This is a genomic window from Peribacillus aracenensis (genome assembly GCF_025175645.1).
Classification (GTDB): Bacteria; Bacillota; Bacilli; order Bacillales; family DSM-1321; genus Peribacillus; species Peribacillus aracenensis.
On the sequence record NZ_JANZMJ010000031.1, the window covers coordinates 1 to 15,667 of the forward strand.

Annotated in this window: 12 protein-coding genes; 9 read left to right on the forward strand and 3 right to left on the reverse strand. The window is 36.1% G+C overall.

Going from position 1 to position 15,667, the window contains the following annotated elements; genetic code table 11:
* A partial coding sequence (locus tag N0M92_RS22910; RefSeq protein ID WP_260288009.1) for a transposase occupies window positions 1–422 on the forward strand: 422 nt, incomplete at its 5' end.
* A gap of 882 nt (window positions 423–1,304) precedes the next feature.
* Here N0M92_RS22910 and N0M92_RS22915 read toward each other — a convergent pair.
* The 3 genes from N0M92_RS22915 to N0M92_RS22925 all read right to left on the reverse strand — a co-directional run bounded on the left by N0M92_RS22915 (window position 1,305) and on the right by N0M92_RS22925 (window position 4,216).
* Entirely contained in the window at window positions 1,305–2,093 is a 789-nt protein-coding gene (locus tag N0M92_RS22915; RefSeq protein WP_260288010.1) for a HipA family kinase, read from the reverse strand.
* 561 nt (window positions 2,094–2,654) lie between these two features.
* A complete protein-coding gene (locus N0M92_RS22920; RefSeq protein ID WP_260288011.1) occupies window positions 2,655–3,743 on the reverse strand; it encodes a glycosyltransferase in 1,089 nt (362 codons plus the stop codon).
* Window positions 3,743–4,216 (reverse strand): NUDIX hydrolase, encoded by a 474-nt coding sequence (locus N0M92_RS22925; RefSeq protein ID WP_260288012.1) that lies wholly within the window; start codon window positions 4,214–4,216, stop codon window positions 3,743–3,745. The genes N0M92_RS22920 and N0M92_RS22925 overlap by 1 nt, the downstream gene beginning before the upstream one ends.
* 323 nt (window positions 4,217–4,539) lie before the next feature.
* On the opposite strand from N0M92_RS22925, the gene N0M92_RS22930 reads away from it, so the two are divergent.
* The 8 genes from N0M92_RS22930 to N0M92_RS22965 all read left to right on the forward strand — a co-directional run bounded on the left by N0M92_RS22930 (window position 4,540) and on the right by N0M92_RS22965 (window position 15,269).
* Window positions 4,540–5,136 carry a serine/threonine protein kinase gene (locus tag N0M92_RS22930; RefSeq protein WP_260288013.1) on the forward strand — a complete coding sequence of 199 codons (597 nt, stop codon included), beginning with the start codon at window positions 4,540–4,542 and terminating at the stop codon, window positions 5,134–5,136.
* A 1,547-nt stretch (window positions 5,137–6,683) separates the two neighbouring features.
* The gene (gene galU, locus N0M92_RS22935) at window positions 6,684–7,589 is read left to right on the forward strand and encodes a UTP--glucose-1-phosphate uridylyltransferase GalU (RefSeq protein ID WP_260288014.1); all 906 of its coding nucleotides are present in this window, start codon (window positions 6,684–6,686) and stop codon (window positions 7,587–7,589) included.
* Between the two features lies 1 nt (window position 7,590).
* A complete protein-coding gene (locus N0M92_RS22940) occupies window positions 7,591–8,910 on the forward strand; it encodes a UDP-glucose dehydrogenase family protein (RefSeq protein ID WP_260288061.1) in 1,320 nt (439 codons plus the stop codon).
* A 309-nt stretch (window positions 8,911–9,219) separates the two neighbouring features.
* Window positions 9,220–10,731: a glycosyltransferase gene (locus tag N0M92_RS22945; RefSeq protein WP_260288015.1), complete on the forward strand. Its 1,512-nt coding sequence runs from the start codon at window positions 9,220–9,222 to the stop codon at window positions 10,729–10,731.
* A complete protein-coding gene (locus tag N0M92_RS22950) occupies window positions 10,718–11,899 on the forward strand; it encodes a hypothetical protein (RefSeq protein ID WP_260288016.1) in 1,182 nt (393 codons plus the stop codon). The genes N0M92_RS22945 and N0M92_RS22950 overlap by 14 nt, the downstream gene beginning before the upstream one ends.
* A 312-nt stretch (window positions 11,900–12,211) precedes the next feature.
* Window positions 12,212–13,216 carry an NAD-dependent epimerase gene (locus N0M92_RS22955; protein ID WP_260288018.1) on the forward strand — a complete coding sequence of 335 codons (1,005 nt, stop codon included), beginning with the start codon at window positions 12,212–12,214 and terminating at the stop codon, window positions 13,214–13,216.
* A 507-nt stretch (window positions 13,217–13,723) separates the two neighbouring features.
* Window positions 13,724–14,080 carry a hypothetical protein gene (locus N0M92_RS22960; protein WP_260288019.1) on the forward strand — a complete coding sequence of 119 codons (357 nt, stop codon included), beginning with the start codon at window positions 13,724–13,726 and terminating at the stop codon, window positions 14,078–14,080.
* On the forward strand, window positions 14,049–15,269 hold the full coding sequence (locus N0M92_RS22965; RefSeq protein WP_260288020.1) for a glycosyltransferase: 1,221 nt from the start codon (window positions 14,049–14,051) through the stop codon (window positions 15,267–15,269). Before N0M92_RS22960 ends, N0M92_RS22965 begins: the two co-directional genes overlap by 32 nt.
* Window positions 15,270–15,667: the final 398 nt, after the last annotated feature.

Here is a 15,667-nt window from a genome sequence, read left to right on the forward strand (position 1 = left end):
ATGAGCTACTGGCTTCAGTTCCTGGATTAGGAGATGCAACCATTGTTGATTTGCTTTCAGAAGTTGGAAGCTTTTCACTTTATGAAAATCCACGCCAATTGATTAAACTAGCGGGATTAACATTACGGGAAAACTCATCTGGTCAACATAAGGGACAAAAACATATCTCCAAACGAGGAAGAAAGCGACTTAGATCTATTCTTTTCAAAGTAATAGTACCACTCATTCGTCACAACGAGGGGTTTAAACAGCTTCATGAATATTACACAACACGCCAACAAAATCCCTTACGCGGAAAGCAATCGATGGTGGTACTCTGTGGTAAATTGTTGAAAGTATTGCATGGTATTTGTAAAAAGAAAGTCCATTTTAATAAGCAGAGTATGATGAAAGATCTCTACTGCCTCTCAGAGGCAGCGTAAGCATTTCTAACTATCGATTTATAACAAGAAGGATGACACGGAGAAGCCAGCAACATTACTAAACTAAGACCAAGAGTCCCCGGGGCAGCTTAGCAGGCCTCTGCCTTATGAATAGACCGAACGAAGGAATGTAAGCGCAAATGACGCTAAGAGACATGGGAGGGTACGTCATCATAAGTTTCGCAGAGATCTATTGTGCATCACATAGTGGAGAAAATAGCTAATGATTTCCATTAGTTTTAGCGAAGCGTACTCTCAATTTAGTAATAAAAACCAGAATTTCAATACTCTGTTTAAAAGTAGGGTAAAAAAATAATTCGCCTAATACACCGAGTGGTGCAAACCGTTGATACATCAATGTTCATAGAGGGAGTTTTTAAAACTTCTCCAGACAAATGTGTGAAAATTTGTGCAAAACAAGAATATCTCGTTAAAGCGGTGGATGTATTGAAAATTGCACAAGAGTCTTCCGCTATTACACTCGGGCAAATCTATATTAATTTGGAATATCTTGTGGGCCAACTTCATTCCAATATTTAGGTCTGGAGGTATCTTATCAGAAAAATTGATAAGGCAAATTCTTTTTGTGCTTAAAGAAATGAAGCGTTTAAAGCTTACCAGATTGGCTATCGATTTGCGCCACATTATAACAAAAGATGAGGAATTAAAAGTGATTGATCATTATAGCTCCTATATAAGAATTCGAAACAGGCCAGAGTTGATATTCAAAGTTTTGAAAAAGTTGGGTCCATTACCATTATTTTTGGAAGAGTTAAAATAAATGGATTTCGATTCTATATGGAATGGAAAGATTTATAGATAAAAAAAGTAACTCCTTTAAAGCTAATAAGGAGTTACTTTTTTCTAGGGGAAAAACCAATGTTATTTTGGGTTGCTATGATGCTGGATGATACGATCAACGATATCTGGCAATTTAATTTTCTGGTCTAAAAGAAACTTGTAGAGAGCATCTCTATCCTTCTTACTCACATTCCACTCTTTTGGGATGGATTCAATCACTTGATAAATCGATTTGTTCGGCAATTTCACTACCTTTTCTATAAACGATGTAAGCTCTGTGTGATCATCGAGAAGGGAGTAGGCCCATTTATAAAAAGGCCAATGGTAGTTATATACCGGTGTTTCACTTAGCGTTTGAGCTGACCATTTGTAACGTCCAGGAAAAACTCTGCCATGATCAATCATATGGACATAATAGCCACCATCACTTAGATTTTCCAATATGACATTCATCGTACCTCGATCAGAGTTATTTACCCATTGGTCGAATACCGTTATACCGGCTAGCATATCTCGGTTTTTAACATCCGACTTAGTGGGAAGACTCTGTCTAACATTTTCGAAAACTGTACTGTTTTTAATATAAACACAGCCATATTGGTATCCAGATCTATAATTGTATATAGTGGATTGTAATTCAGGAGTTTTCTTGATAAATTCTTCCGGTATATATACAAGATCAAATGGGATAACGGGAAGTGAAAGGAGCTCAGCCAATTTGCCGATCAGGTATTCATTGACCACTTCTTTTTCTCTTTCTTTCTTAATATCGAACCACTTCACGACATATTCTTTACCATCGCTGAAAAGAATGACATGTGCGGTTCCGCCCCTTAATGTTTGTACATACCGAACAGGATATTTTGTCATATCACTTTGTCTCCTTTAAAAATATTTGTCTAGCTTTTACCTTGTCTTTTTTATAAGCATATTGCTCTTGCATTGTTCGATCAAATTGGTCATAAGATTCGGTATATGACCTTTTGTTCTAAAAGAAATTTGTACAGCGCTTCACTTTACTCTTTTGGGAACCCGCCCTTAACAGGGATGGTTTCCAGTTAATTCGTATGGAAGGGGCACAATTTTTTCTGTAAATGATGTAAAACCCTCTCCATTTAACATAGTGAATCCCCATCGGTTTCTTTCTGGTAAGGGATATCATATTTCAGATTCTGGGTAAGCGTTATATTAGACTAATGACATCCACCCTAATATGTTCCATGATCAATCAAATGGACAAAATAGCCGCCTTCACGTACTACAATGAAAATGCTCATGGTCAGAACTCGCGTATTGGCATTCTAACTGAATTTTGTATTTTTTTGGAATGTGATTCAGGAGTACTTTATAAGAATTACTAGTCCGAGGGGGATAAAAGGAGAAAGGAACATCGCTGATTTACTGACAACATAATCATTTACTTTGACTATGTCAATTAACTCCGTTATTTTTTTCCATTAAGCTGTATAGCCTTTGTTGTTCGATGATTTGTTTTTTTAAATCAAAATTTTCATCAATAACCTGTCTTGCACTTCTGGTATATCTCTTCCATACTCTTGGATGATTCAGGAAATATTTTATACCTTGAGCCAATTTTATATCATCTTTCTCAGGAACAAGGTATCCTGTTTTTTTATGCTCAATCAATTCCGGGATTCCTCCATGAAAAGTGGAGATGACTGGTAAACCGCTTGCCATGGCTTCTTTTAATGCATTGGGGATTCCTTCTACATCGCCATCTTCGCCTGTTTCACTGGCAAGGCAAAAGAGATGGGAATCTCTTAATTCCTTAGAAATTTGATTGGAATCCATTGGCCCCCTAAGAAAAACGTGTTCGTTTAATTGGTTTTCATCAATGAAAACTCTTAGCTTCTCTTCATCTTTGCCTGTCCCAATGATGTGCAGTGTCGTTCTTGGGTATTCTTTTTGAATCCGTTGAAAAGCCTTCAAAAGCGTAAAAAATCCTTTTTTCTCGACAAGCCTGGCCACAGACAAGATTCGGATTTCACCTTCTTCAGGTAGGGAACGTTGGACATACGGGTATAATTCTAAATCTAGACCGCCATATAATACATGTATTTTATCTTCTTTAAATCCTAATTTTTTTAGTTCATCTGCAAGAAAATGGCAAACGGCAAAGCAGCCGGCTCCCTGTTTTACTAAATTTTGATATCGGAGGACATTTTTGCGAAATCTCTTATATGTTTGAGTGGATGAATCACGTCCCCGAAAATGCACAATCAAAGGAATATCATACTCTATAGCTGTTGGTAATATATCAGTGGAATGTTTCCCTTGGTGAGCGTGAAACGCCACGACATTTTGCTCCTTAAGGAAGGTTCCAAGGTCTGGGATTTCGTTTAAATTAAAATAATGTTCAAACTGATATTGAACATTGTCGGTATTTGGGTAAGGTCCTATTACAATAGGCCGATATTGATCCAACATGATGATCTGATTGTACATAAATCCTTGATTTATTTTAATAGGTTCTCTAATGTAAAAAGCGATGGTCTTCACTACTTCAATCCCTTCCTTCCCTTTGAAATCAAGTTTTCGATAAAACTTTGAAATATTTGTCGATCTCGTTCAGTTAATTCTTTCGGAAAGGCGGACCATTTAAAAAATTGAACCTTTTGTATTTCCATATCATCAGGTTTTAAATCCCCGCTGAGTATGTCTTCGGTCACGTAAGCAATGTTGACTGGATAGTATTGATCACCATTAGGCAGCTTCGTAAAATAGTCCTTCCCTGAAAAGACGCCAATTAATTGAAGATTACCAATGTTAATTCCCGTTTCCTCCAAAATTTCACGTCTGCATGCCTCTTCCGCAGATTCTCCTAATTCGATAAATCCGCCCGGGAATTTCCATATTTCATCAGATTGTACCATCAGAAAACGGCTGTTTTGATCGATAACCAAAACGGTAACCCCAGTAAGTATCAAAGCTCTGGTCCCAACGAGAGCACGTAAATCTTCAATGTATCCCATCTCACGTCTCCTTTCTGATCATTGATCATTTTCTTTCTGGTTATTCCTCTTTTTTATTAAATGCAAAATGGAGAGGACTTGAAACGGACAAGTACATATATTTGTATGTTTTTTGTGAAGTTTTTAATTGTACGTATATGAGCATAAGACACTGAAGAAATGCTGGGAAAAGCTTTCCTTTAGGACCTTTTCATCATTAAGAACCCTGTAAAAGAGGGGATGACTTAATTTTGTGAAAAAGTGTGTTATTAACCTAAAGCAACTAATCGATGATTTCATATTATAGGTTATGGTTATAAAGAAGAAAAGAGGTGCAAGAGTAGATGGAGGAGTTTAAATCAATAAAGGTTGAGAGAATAGAAAAGAACGGTAAAAAGGGACTTATTATTCATAATCCAACCAGATTAAAACTAATTGGGGAAGGAAGTCAAGGTGCAGTTTTTCAGCTTGATGAAGATCTTTGCGTAAAAATATATGTCAATCCGAATGCAGCAACTAAAGAGGGGAAAGCACTTGAAGCAGCGAAGGAAACTCATATTGTTCCGAGGTTATATGAAGTCGGACCAAACTATGTAATCATGGAGTATTTAAAAGGTCCCAATCTAAAAGATTATTTGAAAGGAAAGCAGGATATTCCCGAAACGTTTACAGAACAAATCATAATGATTCGAAAGGAACTAAAGAGAGTTGGATTTAGTAGAATCAAGACCTCAATCGGACATTTTGTTGTAACAAAGGGAAATGTGCTGAAAGCAATCGATCATTCAGATGGCCTCACAATGAATGACCCATATAATCCGAAGATGTTTCGTGATCTAAAGAAATTGGGGTTATTGGATTCATTCCTGGAACAAGCAAAGAAAATCGATCCTGAATCATATGAAGACTGGCAGAAAAATATCGATTTCAATGCGATATAGGAAACCTATCCGTTAGTAGGACAATATGGGGAATTGGCTTCCGCAAATGCTCTAACCGGTACAAGTATGGCATACGTCAAAAAAATTAATGATGTATTCCCCACAGAACCAATTATGTTGTACAGGCAGGAAAAGCTAAAGGAATAAAGTCGATTCTTTCATGTAAAGGAGTTCGACTTATTAGGATGGAATTCTCTTAGACTATAAAATTTGCGAAATGCCCAGTATGCCTTGTTACTCCCTTTCGTAATGTACACGTTCGGTAATATCCTTAGCGGCTTTGTAAAAACAATAGCCTATTGTTTTTCCGAAAGGAATGGTTGCCGACATGTTCCGCGCCAACGAACTCTACGGTCTAATTTAGCTGCTGATAGGCCTAGCTGGATAAAATGGGATGTCGCATTCTTAAATGGGTATAAGTAAGAGCTCTATACGTTTTTCATAAAGTCATAGACCTTCAGGAAGCAATTCGCGATATTCATGTCGCGAATTTTTTCCGTTTTGCCTTCATTGTCACGAAGATAATTATATTTTTAAAAACGGACAACGATTTTTTCTTTTATAAAGTGGTTTTTTTGCAAGGTGGTATAAGTTTAACGGCCATACATGACAAACGCTCAGTCATTCAAAGGTGTGTTGAATACTGGTTTATCTATTTAAGATCTCTGTCAAGAAGAATAACAAAGTACTCATGTATGGATTCCTAAATAAAAAGAGAGGTCATTTTTTCTCAAATAGCTCTAATATTGCAACCGTTTCCCCATTGCTCCTAAGACTGTACCGCTCTTTTTGGCTTCCATTACTCTTGAAGAATTGGACCTAGCTTCCAGCAAAAATGCTGAGCGAAAGAAGCTTTAATTTGAAGGACACAACAACTAGTGACTTCTTTGATTACGGTGGATCAATTTTTGCCCTTCATTGACTAGGAGATAGTTAATAAATTTGCCTAAGCTATATCCATTCCAACATATTTCGTACTCTTAGTTATCAAGCCTGAACACAATTTAATTAAGAATGTAGGGGAGAATAGACCTCCCCTTTTTATTGTTTTATCAAATAGTAGATTAAGAATTAAATTGTAAAAATTCCCCCCTTAAAAATCGTGAATACAGTCCATCATATATTTTGATGAAAAGTGGACTAAAAGGTATAAAACCCATATTAATTAGTCTCGTAAAATGGGACTTGCGATACCCATCATATTAATCAAAGAAATTGTTGCCTTCATTTCTGACGGCTGGAGTTTTTCAATGAAAGAAAAAAGGAAATCGCAAAGCCGCAAAAAAGCTCACACGTTGGTTTATCCAAACTTTTTATCGACCATTACACCAAAACCATGGTAACTCCATTGCATAAAAAGTGTAAATGGAGTTTTTAATTTAGCACCAACCGACTGGTTGCGACGCTCGGCTACAGCCATTATGGGATGCTTGCATGTATAGCCTACTGGTCCTCGTTAAATAAAAATAGACTAATTGGGCTACTAACTAGACCGGAAGTTGTCCTAATGCATATAAAGGATTAATGAATGACAAAGGAGGCAGCTTATGAAAATCCGAAAGGCCATTATTCCGGCCGCAGGCCTTGGAACCCGATTTTTGCCTGCAACAAAAGCTCAGGCTAAGGAAATGCTGCCGATTGTTGATAAACCAACGATTCAATATATTGTTGAAGAAGCCGTAGCTTCGGGTATAGAGGAAATTATTATCATAATCGGTAGAGGCAAAAGATCAATAGAGGATCATTTTGATAAATCCTATGAGTTGGAAGATGCACTTTTAAGAAAAAATCAGCTAGATATTTTAGAGGAAGTTCAGAAAATATCAAGTTTGGCAAATATCTATTTTGTCCGTCAAAAGGAACCGATGGGGTTAGGGCACGCAATTCTCTGTGCTGAAAGCTTCATTGGAAATGAACCTTTTGCTGTTTTGTTAGGAGATGACATCGTTATGTCTAACACACCCTGTCTGAAACAAATCATCAGTGTTTTTGAGTATTGCAACAGTTCCGTCGTAGCTGTACAGAATGTACCGGAAAAGGATGTCAGTAAATATGGAATTATTAAGCCAAAAGGGACAATGATTGAGAATAACCTTTTTCATATCGATTCTATGGTGGAAAAACCGAAAAGGGAAGAGGCTCCATCCACATATGCGATAATGGGGCGTTATGTTTTTAGACCTGAGATTTTTGAAACGCTATCAAAGCTTCCGATTGGACATGGTAATGAATTACAACTTACTGATGCCATAAATGAGCTAAATAGGCAGCAGGCCGTATTAGCATATAATTTTGAGGGAAACCGATATGATATTGGTGATAAAGTTGGATTCATTAAAGCAACAATCGACTTTGCTTTACGCAGGGATGATATAAGAGATGAAATACTTTCTTATTTAAGGGATGTAAATAAGAAAGAAAACCTTCAGATTATAAAGAGAGAGCTTGAATAATATGAAAATAGCCGTATTGGGTACAGGTTATGTCGGGCTTTCCACAGGGGTTTGTTTGTCCGAAATAGGGCATAGTGTCATTTGTATCGATACAGATGAACAGAAAATTAAAAGTTTACGTCAAGGGATTTCTCCAATATATGAACCGGGCATTGAGAGTTTGCTTACTCAAAATGCCGCAGCGGGCAGACTGCTGTTTACAACATCTCATCGAGAGGCGCTAAATGGTGCCGAGATCATCATCATTGCCGTAGGTACACCGCAAATGGAGGATGGGGGAGCAGATTTATCGTATATTGTGCAAGCCGCGAAGGATATTGCCGCGAACCTAGTGCAGAGTTCAGTAGTCGTTATAAAGAGTACTGTGCCAGTTGGTACGAATGATTTTATTAAAAAAATTATGGAAGAACGCTGTAACGAAAGGGTCACCTTTAATATGGTTTCAAATCCTGAATTTTTAAGACAAGGATCGGCCGTTATGGATACGATGAAGGCAGATAGAATCATCATCGGTTCTGAAAATGATGAGGCGGCTAAGAAAGTCCAAGAAATGTATCGTCCGTTAAATGTACCATTTATACTAACCAGTATTAGAAGTGCCGAAATGATTAAGTATGCTTCTAATGCATTTTTGGCGACTAAGATTAGCTTTATCAATGAAGTTGCCAATCTATGCGAAGTAGCAGGTGCAGATGTTAAAGATGTAGCAAAGGGGATGGGAAAAGATAAAAGGATTGGAGAAGCTTTTTTACAGCCCGGTATTGGTTATGGTGGATCTTGTTTTCCAAAGGATGTTAAAGCGTTGCTTCATACTGCCAAGTTAAATGGAGTACATTTTTCCCTATTAAAAGAAACAGTAGCGATTAATGATTTTCAGCAGGAACTCCTTGTAACGAAAGCGATAAATCGCTTTGGGGATTTAAAAGGGAAAAAAGTTGCAATGTTTGGTCTTGCTTTCAAGCCAGAGACAGACGATATGAGGGAAGCTCCATCCATCAAAATTGCACGTTCTTTAACCAAACTTGGAGCAGAAGTGGTAGCTTATGATCCGGTGGCAATAAACAATGCGAAGAAGATATTAGGGGATACAATTAAATTTGCCAGCTCAGTCCGCGAAGCGACAGTGGGTGCGGATGCTGTATTTATTGTTACCGAATGGAATGAGTTTAGACATTTAGACGTGGAGACATTGATGAATAGAATGAGACAACCGATTGTTTTTGATGGCAGAAATTGTCTTGAAGAAGATCGAATCAGAGCGTGCAAGAAAATTGAATATTATCCAATAGGAAGACCAGCAATTGTTATTGATATGACATAAAGCGAAAACACTTTCTAACACTTCATTAATCCGAACATGATTCTTTAAAGACATATGTTCGGTTCATACCGGCAATACAGCACCTTTGATAGTCCTAGGGTGCTTTTTTATATTTCTTTAAATGGATGAAATATCTTCATCGATACATTGTTTGCACAAGCCCTTACTTCAATCCCTCCTTTGTATTAGGCTCTCCGCCATTTAGCTTTACTTTATGTTATTAGTCCATGCGTACCTAAAGAGTTCTGCATAATATACTTGAAAAGGTCCAGGAAATTTGCTTACTATGCATGAAAGGAGATCATTTATTTGCACACAGTTATGCATTTGAATTTAAGAGTCGACCCGACCCAATATATTTCACAGATTCGAGAAGTTCCTGATTATGATTATATCCACATGGTACGACAACCTAAGTATATGATAGATCTTTCCCTTTTGAATGAGAAAGTTCATTATCTCAATGAAATTTTCTCACCGAAAGAATATGTGAAAAGTAATAATATCTCCCTCTTACATGCTCACCATGGTCAATTAGGCATGTTATTACTTCCTTTTAAAGAGGAAACAAACCTTCCGTTGGTAACAAGTATAAGAGGCAGGGATGCAACCCTGGCTAATCAGCCCATTGGCTATCTAGATAACATGAAAAAGCTATTTGATCGAGGTGAGCGTTTTTTTCCAGTTTGTCAGTATTTAGCAGATAGGCTAATTGCTTGGGGTTGTCCTTCAGAAAAAATCAGAGTGCTCTATGGGGGCGTAGACCTTAACGAATTCAAATACCGGACTCCAGACAAAGGGGGCTCTCAAAACATTTTATCCATCGGTAGGTTGGTGGAAAAAAAAGGACATCATATCTTAATGCAAGCATTTCAAAAAATCAGAGGTAAATTTCCAAATGCAACCCTAACGATTATCGGAAGGGGGGAGCTTGAAGAATATATCATGTCATTGGCAAATCAACTTAATTTAGGAGACTCTTTTCGTTTATTGAATCATCTCCCTAAAGATCAAGTACGAGAACAATTGACCAATGCGGATATATTTTGCGCCGCGAGCTTAGAATCTGCCGATGGCGATGTTGAAGGAATACCTAATACATTAAAAGAAGCTATGGCGATTGGAGTACCAGTGATTTCGACCAATCATGCCGGCATCCCTGAATTAATAACCAATAACAAAGAGGGGGTTTTAGTACAAGAAAACAATGTGGATGAACTGGCAGATGCTCTTGAATTCATGCTAACTAACAGAGAGATGTGGGAAACATATACATTGGCGGCTCGTCAAAAAGTCGAACAAAACTTTAACCTCGCCCATCAGCTTCGACAACAAGCTGAATTTTATGATGAACTTGTAGCCCCTTATGAAGTAAGGAAACAATATGCAGTAAAACCTCGCCGAATTGATAAAAAATCCCTTAAGGGGACTCCACAGCCTCAACAGCAAGGTAATGATGGCGAAACAATTACGTCTAGAAAAAAAGTCGATTTAGCCAAAAAAGCCCTTATTTATATGCAACAGCTACAGAAGTTTCCAGAGCTTCAAGAACTTCCACAGCTACAGCAGCTACAACAGTTTCAAAAGCTACAACGGCAGACTAAAGATAAAGTCAAAGATGAACTTGTAGCATCTAATAAAAAGGACAAAAAAGAGAAAATTCAACTGAAGGCTAAAGGTAATGATGAAAAAATAGCATCTCGTAAAAATGCAAAAAAGGCTCAAAAAGCCGAAAAGGTCAAAAAAGCCCTTAATAAAATTCAAAATTTTCAACATATGGCCAAAGATGAGCAGTTAGGAGGAGAACATGGAGGATTATAAAACCATTACTGTAACTAAAGGTGAAAAATCTTTGGAAATTCACAATCCGACTACCTATACGCTGATTGGAATGGGAGCTCAAGGTGCAGTATTTAAACTTTCAGAAGATAAATGTGTAAAAATCTATTCAGACCCCGTACAAGCGGAAATGGAGGAAGAAGCTCTTAAAGCTGGAAAGCACCTTCCCTTTATGCCAATGGTGTATGAAACAGGTCCAAATTATATAGTCATGGAATATTTTAATGCGCCAACCTTAAAAGAATATCTGAGAAATTGTACGTATATCCCTGATTCTATAGTAAAGAAACTTCTCTATATATTAAAAGAATTAAAACAAGCAAAATTCACCATGTTAGATGCCCCCCTACGTCATATTTTTGTCGTTGGTAATGAGGAACTTAAGGTGATTGACCATGTAAATTCCTTTAAAAGGATGCACCCTGTGCCTTTAAAATTATTAAGAGATTTAAATATTATCCTTTTAAAGGAATCGTTCTTAACCCAAGTGAAAAAGCTTGAACCGGACACCTTCAATGAGTGGAAGGATTATTTCAATCAAAATAATATGGACTTTAGAAACATTCCCGTCCTCTCAGGCGGGTCAGGTAATGGAGTGAAAGTGGATAGCGCTATATCACAAACACTTATTGGAAAAGGGCATCAAGGTGCTGTTTATCGAGTGTCTGAAAACGCATGCGTTAAGCTATACGGGAAAACTGAACATGCAGATCAGGAAAAAATGGTTCTTTTATCAAGTCAAGATTTGCCTTTTATACCGAAAGTCTTTGAAACAGGACCCAATTATATTTTAATGGAATATCTATTAGGTCCGGATTTAAATACGTTTCTAAAAAAACAATCTGTACTTTCTGAGGACATAACAAGTCGATTACTCTATATATTAAAAACAATGGAAAGTTCAGGTTTCAAACAAATTGATGCTCCATTACGGCATATTATCATAACCAAGAATGGTTTTAAATTAGTCGACCATGTGTACTCGTTTTCACGTGAACAAAAAAGGCCTCTCGAGTTATTTAAAGACCTTCGAGAAAGAAATTTTTTAGATGCTTTTTTGGAACAAGTGAAGGCGATAGATCCTGATACGTATGCTGAATGGACAAAAACACCGATCCCATTAACTGAAAATGATAATACGCTTGTATAGTCATGGTAATGTAACTGGAACCTAAAAGGGTATTACGCCTATTTTGTTGAGCTTTTAGTTATGACAAAAAGGAGCATTTTAATAAATCCATGGTGATTTTCCTTTCAATGGTTTTTAATTCGTGAATTACGAATAAAACGTAGGTATCTTCATATTGAAGATGTTGAGTTTGCTTCCTCTTAATATCCGTCATAATGAACTTTGTTCCGTTGCTGTAAAGGGTCGAAAGTATAAATATATAATTAATGCTTACACAGTGTTCCGAAAAGGTGTCAAAATCCTATTGTAATAGAAAGGATTGGAATTATTGTTATGAATATTTTAGTAACAGGGGCTGCAGGATTCATTGGTTTCCATTTAACAAAACGTTTATTAAGCCTAGATATCAAAGTTATAGGAGTAGACAATATTAATGATTATTATGATGTTATTTTAAAAAACAATCGACTCAAGATATTAACAGAAAACCCTGATTTTGAATTTCACAATTTGGATTTGTCCAATAAAGAAAAATTAAATCAATTATTTAAAGACAGGACCATTGATATAGTCATCAACTTAGCAGCTCAAGCGGGAGTACGTTATAGCATAGAAAACCCGGATTCTTATGTTAAGTCCAACCTTGTTGGATTCGTAAATATCTTAGAGGTCTGTCGACACAATAATGTGAAGCACTTAATTTATGCATCATCCAGTTCTGTATATGGTGCAAATACAAAAATCCCCTTCTCAACCAAAGACCCAGTGGATCATCCAGTAAGTTTATATGCTGCCACTAAAAAGTCGAATGAATTAATGGCTCATACTTATAGTCATTTATATAATATTCCAACCACAGGACTCCGTTTCTTTACGGTGTATGGTCCATGGGGGAGGCCAGATATGGCTTATTATACTTTTACTAAAAATATTATTGAAGAGAAAACAATAAAGGTTTTTAATAATGGAGATATGAGAAGAGACTTTACTTATATCGATGATATTGTTGAAGGAATAATCCGGCTACTTGATAAGCCACCGGTTTATAATATTGGATGGGATCGAGCTTACCCTGACCCAAGTTCAAGCTATGCCCCATACAAAGTTTATAATATTGGTAACAATAACCCGATAAAATTAATGGATTTCATTATCACATTAGAGGAAATTATTGGAAAAAGGGCAAAATTAGAATTCTTACCGATGCAACCGGGAGATGTTAAGGAGACATATGCAGATATTGCCGATTTGCATGCTGATGTGGGGTTCTATCCTTCAACAACAATAGAAGAAGGCTTAACTCATTTTGTGAATTGGTACAAAGATTATAATAAATAAGAAAAAAAGAAGCAGTGAATTTTAATAAGTGAGATTTTAGGGGATAAAAAATAATGATGTAATTTCTGTTTCATTCAGAAAGGTATAAAAAGTTTCAAACACCTCAACTTGAAAAGAATAACAAAGGTAAGGTAATGGTTTCAGGCCTTGAGAAGAAATAATTCGGAATAGGTCAAGTTTCAAAATTGTGAAAACCATCAAACGATCCGCCATCAAATATAGCTTCATTGACACCATTTGTTTTTTCTTGTTTTTTTAATCCTTGATTTGGTATGAAAGGCCAATTAACGAATGCCATTAATGAAATGCTGAAAATTAAAAAATGTCCATGTGAAAACGATATATGGAGACAGATTCGGTTTAAGTAGATTTAAAGTGTGCATGGCAATTCAGTTCAATATAAATAAAAATATATTGTGTAAAAATCCAAAATCTAATAAAAAAGAGAAGGGTAAATTATATGCATGCAAAAAGATTAATTAAAAATTTGTAAAAGGAGAAAGTAATTTGAACCCTGAAAATATGAAAATACCATTGGCAGTTATTAAGAAGCGTATAGATTTTCTCATGAAGTCCTTTACATGTAATTCTACAAAAAACCCTCTATTCAAATTAAATCCTCTGTTTAAAAACAATTTTATAGTTTGTTCTGAAGACCTACCATACAAAGACATTTATAAAGCTGATTCCATTTTCACTCATGAATATCACAAGCAAGTGAAACAAATTGGAGAACAAGGAAAGATAAAAAAAATAGATAATTATCAAGAACTATTGGTTTTAGCAGAACGCGAGAAGAGAAATATGAATTTCTTGTTAAAGGGACTGAGGCATGATGAAAACCATTGCTTATTATGTAAGTGAAAACATTAAAACACACCAACGTTTTATATATAATCAAATCGTAAAAATAAGTAGCTATCGCTCAATCGTAATTGGCCCATTCGAAGATACCAACCATACAGAATTCCCCTTTAAAAACTACTATAATTTAAACAAGATTAAAGATCTAGAAAAATTCTTCAAAGAACAAGAAATCATAGCCATTCATGCTCATCATGGAAAACATGGACAAGAAATTTTGCCTGTTTGTGAAAAATATAATATTCCATTAATCGTTAGCATTAGAGGGCGCGATGGTTCTGACAGACCAGAAATTTTCAAGAAAAATGCCCAGCGATATTCATCATTAATTAAACATGGTGCACACTTTTTTCCTGTTTGCCAATATCTTGCACAAGGTTTAAGAAGTTTAGGAATTCCGGACGATAAAATTCATGTGTTATATGGAGGTATCGAATTGGATCTTTTCGCCTATTCTACCCCCAAACTACCCAAAGAAGGCGAAATAAGGGTTTTGTCTGTAGGTAGACTTGTAGACAAAAAAGGATATATCACTCTTATAAAAGCATTTAAACGGATTTATACAAAATATCCAAATGCTAGACTGCATATTATCGGAGCAGGTGAAGATGAGAATAAAATTAAATCGGTCATTACAGAATTTAACCTTAAAGATGCTGTGGTTATTAGAGGAGCTATGAATTCAAAACAAGTTTCGAACGAATTGAAAAAAGCTCATATCTTTTGCCTTGCAAGTCAGACTGCTAAAAATGGTGATATTGAAGGCATTCCTAATGCCTTAAAAGAAGCCATGGCTAGCGGGTTACCCGTCGTTTCTACTCAACATGCGGGTATCCCTGAATTAATTGAACACCAGAAAACAGGATACCTGGCTCCAGAAAAAAATGATATTGAGTTAGCGAAAGGCATACAATTCTTTTTAGAACATCCAGAGGTTTGGAACGACTATACGGAAAGAGCACGGAAAGTCATTGAAGAAAAATTTGATATCAATAAACAAATTATGGAGCAACAAAGATTATATTCACTCGTTAATACAACGGAAACGGAAAGGAAAACGGAAAAGAACAAGAACAAGGAGAAGGAAACAGAAAGGAAAACGGAAAAGAACAAGAACAAGGAGAAGGAAAAGGAGAAGGAAAAGAAGAAGAAAAAGGAAAAGAAAAAGAAAAAGGAAAAGAAAAAATGAATCAAGTAAGGAAAACTTAAAAAAGTTACGAGAAAACAAGCTGGATCCCCAATAGTTGTTAGATAAAGGGGTGCCATGGGCTATATTGAGGATTTACGAAGCTTGTAGGGAAATGCAAGTGATTTTAAATATGGGCAATAGTATTAATATTTAATCCACTTGTACAGATTTCATTACAATTTCGAACAGATACAAAAGTATAGAGATTACCACCAAAAGATATGGATTCTGATATCATCAAAGAAATTTGTAATTATTCCAGATTTCGCAACAGAATTTTTGCGAAACCAGCCGTATTTTCGCTCTTCTTAAAAAAGCAGTAATGAAGCATAAATGACCTCTTTCCAAAGTATTGGTTAGGAATATGAATAAATCGTAACCAACAGCTTTGGAGGGAG